At 55.6% G+C, this 4,193-nt stretch carries 3 tRNA genes and 3 rRNA genes; all 6 read right to left on the bottom strand.

The window, feature by feature from the left end:
* Positions 1–2: 2 nt before the first annotated feature.
* Positions 3–79: transfer RNA gene (locus PARACOCCUSGL_RS0119755), tRNA-Met, on the bottom strand.
* 33 nt (positions 80–112) lie between these two features.
* Positions 113–227: ribosomal RNA gene (gene rrf / locus PARACOCCUSGL_RS0119760) — 5S ribosomal RNA — on the bottom strand.
* A 106-nt stretch (positions 228–333) separates the two neighbouring features.
* Positions 334–3,179 (bottom strand): 23S ribosomal RNA (locus PARACOCCUSGL_RS0119765).
* Positions 3,180–3,512: 333 nt separating this feature from the next.
* Positions 3,513–3,588, bottom strand: a tRNA-Ala gene (locus PARACOCCUSGL_RS0119770).
* Between the two features lie 13 nt (positions 3,589–3,601).
* Positions 3,602–3,678, bottom strand: a tRNA-Ile gene (locus PARACOCCUSGL_RS0119775).
* A 150-nt stretch (positions 3,679–3,828) separates the two neighbouring features.
* Positions 3,829–4,193, bottom strand: a 16S ribosomal RNA gene (locus PARACOCCUSGL_RS0119780); the annotation flags it as partial.

Raw genomic sequence — 4,193 nt, forward strand, 5'->3', positions numbered from 1 at the left:
TTTGGTTGCGGGGGTAGGATTTGAACCTACGACCTTCAGGTTATGAGCCTGACGAGCTACCGGGCTGCTCTACCCCGCGGTAGTTTGTTGAGAGAGTTACGCTTCTTTCCAGGTCTGGCGGTGACCTACTCTCCCACGTCTTTTGACGCAGTACCATTGGCGCTACGGCGCTTAACTGCCGAGTTCGGGATGGGATCGGGTGTTTCGCTCGTGCTAAAGCCACCAGACCGGGAAAGGAGCGTATCGGCGTGACCCATTCGGGTTGGTTGTCCAAGGATGCTTTTTGGAAGCTGACGTGCAGGTATTTTTTTTCTGGTCTGTCTTCTTCCGGATCAAATCAAGCCAATCGAGCGATTAGTACCGGTCAACTGAACGCATTGCTGCGCTTACATCTCCGGCCTATCGACGTGGTGGTCTTCCACGGCTCTCAAGGGATACCTTGTTTTGAGGGGGGCTTCACGCTTAGATGCCTTCAGCGTTTATCCTTTCCGTTCATAGCTACCCTGCACTGCGGCTGGCGCCACAACAGGTCCACCAGTGGAACGTTCACCCCGGTCCTCTCGTACTAGGGGCAACTCCTCTCAAGTATCCTACACCCACGGCAGATAGGGACCGAACTGTCTCACGACGTTCTAAACCCAGCTCACGTACCTCTTTAAATGGCGAACAGCCATACCCTTGGGACCTGCTCCAGCCCCAGGATGAGATGAGCCGACATCGAGGTGCCAAACGATGCCGTCGATATGGACTCTTGGGCATCATCAGCCTGTTATCCCCAGCGTACCTTTTATCCGTTGAGCGATGGCCCTTCCACTCGGGACCACCGGATCACTATGGCCGACTTTCGTCTCTGCTCGACTTGTCAGTCTTGCAGTCAGGCTGGCTTCTGCCATTGCACTCGACGAGCGATTTCCGACCGCTCTGAGCCAACCTTCGCGCGCCTCCGTTACTTTTTGGGAGGCGACCGCCCCAGTCAAACTACCCACCACGCAGGGTCCCGGACCCGGATAACGGGCCGCGGTTAGACATCAAGAGTGCGAAGGGTGGTATCTCAAGGGAGGCTCCACCGGAACTGGCGTCCCGGTTTCAGCGCCTACCACCTATCCTGCACATCACAATCCTGATGCCAGTGCGAAGCTATAGTAAAGGTGCATGGGGTCTTTCCGTCTAACCGCGGGAAGTCTGCATCTTCACAGACAATTCAATTTCGCTGAGTCCACGTTTGAGACAGCGGGGAAGTCGTTACGCCATTCGTGCAGGTCGGAACTTACCCGACAAGGAATTTCGCTACCTTAGGACCGTTATAGTTACGGCCGCCGTTTACCGGGGCTTCAATTCAAGGCTTGCACCTCTCCTTTTAACCTTCCGGCACCGGGCAGGCGTCAGACCCTATACGTCGCCTTACGGCTTCGCAGAGCCCTGTGTTTTTAGTAAACAGTCGCCACCCCCTGGTTTGTGCCCCCCGCCGGCAGTTGCCTGCTGACGGGGCCTCCTTCTCGCGAACTTACGGAGGTATTTTGCCGAGTTCCTTAAACGTGGTTCTCTCAAGCGCCTTGGTATTCTCTACCAGTCCACCTGTGTCGGTTTAGGGTACGGTCTGATGGAGGGCTGTTTCCAGGGACCGCTCAGCTGCCCGGCCAATCCGATAAGGCCGAACAACACTTGCGATCCGTCACCATCTCCTGGCCCAGGAATATTAACCTGGTTCCCATCGACTACGCCTTTCGGCCTCGCCTTAGGGGCCGGCTTACCCTGCTCAGATTAGCTTTAAGCAGGAACCCTTGGACTTTCGGCGACAGGGTCTCTCACCCTGTTTGTCGCTACTCATGTCAACATTCTCACTTCCGATCACTCCACCGGATGGCTTACGCCCCGGCTTCACAGTAAAGCTCGCGCCTCCGCTGACCCACCCTCTTGCGAGGGAGACAGGTCAGAAGAGGCAAGAGCTTATATCACGGAACGCTCCGCTACCGCGCACCATAAGGTGCACCCAAAGCTTCGGCTCGTGGCTTGAGCCCCGTTACATCTTCGCCGCAAGACCTCTTGACTAGACCAGTGAGCTGTTACGCTATCTTTAAAGGATGGCTGCTTCTAAGCCAACCTCCTGGTTGTTTTGGAAGTCTCACATGCTTTCCCACTTAGCCACGAATTGGGGGCCTTAGCTGTTGGTCAGGGTTGTTTCCCTCTCCACGACGGACGTTAGCACCCGCCGTGTGTCTGCCAGATAGTTCTTCCCGGTATTCGGAGTTTGCTTAGACTCAGTAAGGCTGTGGGCCCCCATCATCCATGCAGTGCTCTACCCCCGGGAGAATTCGTCTGACGCGCTACCTAAATAGCTTTCGCGGAGAACCAGCTATCTCCAGATTTGATTGGCCTTTCACCCCTAGGCACAAGTCATCCCGACCTTTTTCAACAGGTGTGGGTTCGGCCCTCCAGTTGGTGTTACCCAACCTTCAGCCTGCTCATGCCTAGATCATCTGGTTTCGGGTCTGATCCGTCTGACTGAAGCGCCCTTTTAAGACTCGCTTTCGCTGCGCCTACACCTAACGGCTTAAGCTTGCCAGACAGACCAAGTCGTTGACCCATTATACAAAAGGTACGCCGTCAGGGCTCGAGGCCCCTCCGACTGCTTGTAGGCGTCCGGTTTCAGAAACTGTTTCACTCCCCTCGTCGGGGTGCTTTTCACCTTTCCCTCACGGTACTGGTTCGCTATCGGTCAGCAAGGAGTACTTAGCCTTCGAGGGTGGTCCCCCGATCTTCAGACAGGATTTCACGTGTCCCGCCCTACTTAATACGTCCGCTCAAACTTCCCATACGGGGCTGTCACCCGCTATGGCTGGCCTTTCCAGGCCATTCTGGTCATTCTCACGGCTCGGCTGGTCCCCGTTCGCTCGCCACTACTAGGGGAGTATCTGTTGATTTCCTTTCCTCCGGGTACTTAGATGTTTCAGTTCCCCGGGTTCGCTCTCAAAACCCTATGTATTCAGATTAAGAGTACCTGATTATACCTGCTGTTGACTGCATAGCAGACAACAGCAAGCATTCAGGTGGGTTTCCCCATTCGGAGATCCATGGATCAAAGCCTATTCTCGGCTCCCCATGGCTTATCGCAGAGTATCACGTCCTTCATCGCCTCTTGCTGCCAAGGCATCCACCAAACGCCCTTATCGCGCTTGATTTGATCCGGAAGAAGAAAGACCCAAGGGGTCTGTCTGACCCGCGCCCTTTTGCGTTGCGCGGGGGTCGCTTCCGATCAAAAGCATGTACTTTTCCCGCCCTTTCAAAAGAAAGGACATTGGTTAGTGTACTTGACTTGGACAACGCCATTGTTGGTCTTGCAACCACCGCAACCCCACTTGGTTACGGCCAATGACGCCGATTATCTCTCTCAACGATGTCAAATGCTCTTGCAGAGCATGCGTCCGACAGGACGAGCAAGCGCTGCAGGCAGCGCTTGCTGATCATGTCGTGTCACGGGCTGTCCATGGACCCTGTCTGACCGGCCCTGGTGATGGTGGAGCCTATCGGATTCGAACCGATGACATCCTGCTTGCAAAGCAGGCGCTCTACCAACTGAGCTAAGGCCCCGAAGATCGGGCGATGGTGGGTCGAGGTGGACTCGAACCACCGACCTTACGCTTATCAGGCGTACGCTCTAACCACCTGAGCTACCGACCCATTCCAGACCGGCTGCCCCCGGGGACGGGCCTGTGACTTCTGTGAAGGGATATGAGGACGGTCCGACCGTCGAATGTGACATCCTTTGAATGGATGTCTGCTAAGTCGATGCACGAACCGGACAAGTCCGGCTGCCAGCATCTTCCTTAGAAAGGAGGTGATCCAGCCGCAGGTTCCCCTACGGCTACCTTGTTACGACTTCACCCCAGTCGCTGAGCCTACCGTGGTCCGCTGCCTCCATTGCTGGTTAGCGCACGGCCGTCGGGTAGACCCAACTCCCATGGTGTGACGGGCGGTGTGTACAAGGCCCGGGAACGTATTCACCGCGGCATGCTGTTCCGCGATTACTAGCGATTCCAACTTCATGGGGTCGAGTTGCAGACCCCAATCCGAACTGAGATGGCTTTTGGGGATTAACCCACTGTCACCACCATTGTAGCACGTGTGTAGCCCAACCCGTAAGGGCCATGAGGACTTGACGTCATCCACACCTTCCTCCGACTTATCATCGGCAG

The sequence above is a fragment of the Paracoccus sp. TRP genome (genome assembly GCF_000185925.1).
Classification (GTDB): Bacteria; Pseudomonadota; Alphaproteobacteria; order Rhodobacterales; family Rhodobacteraceae; genus Paracoccus; species Paracoccus kondratievae.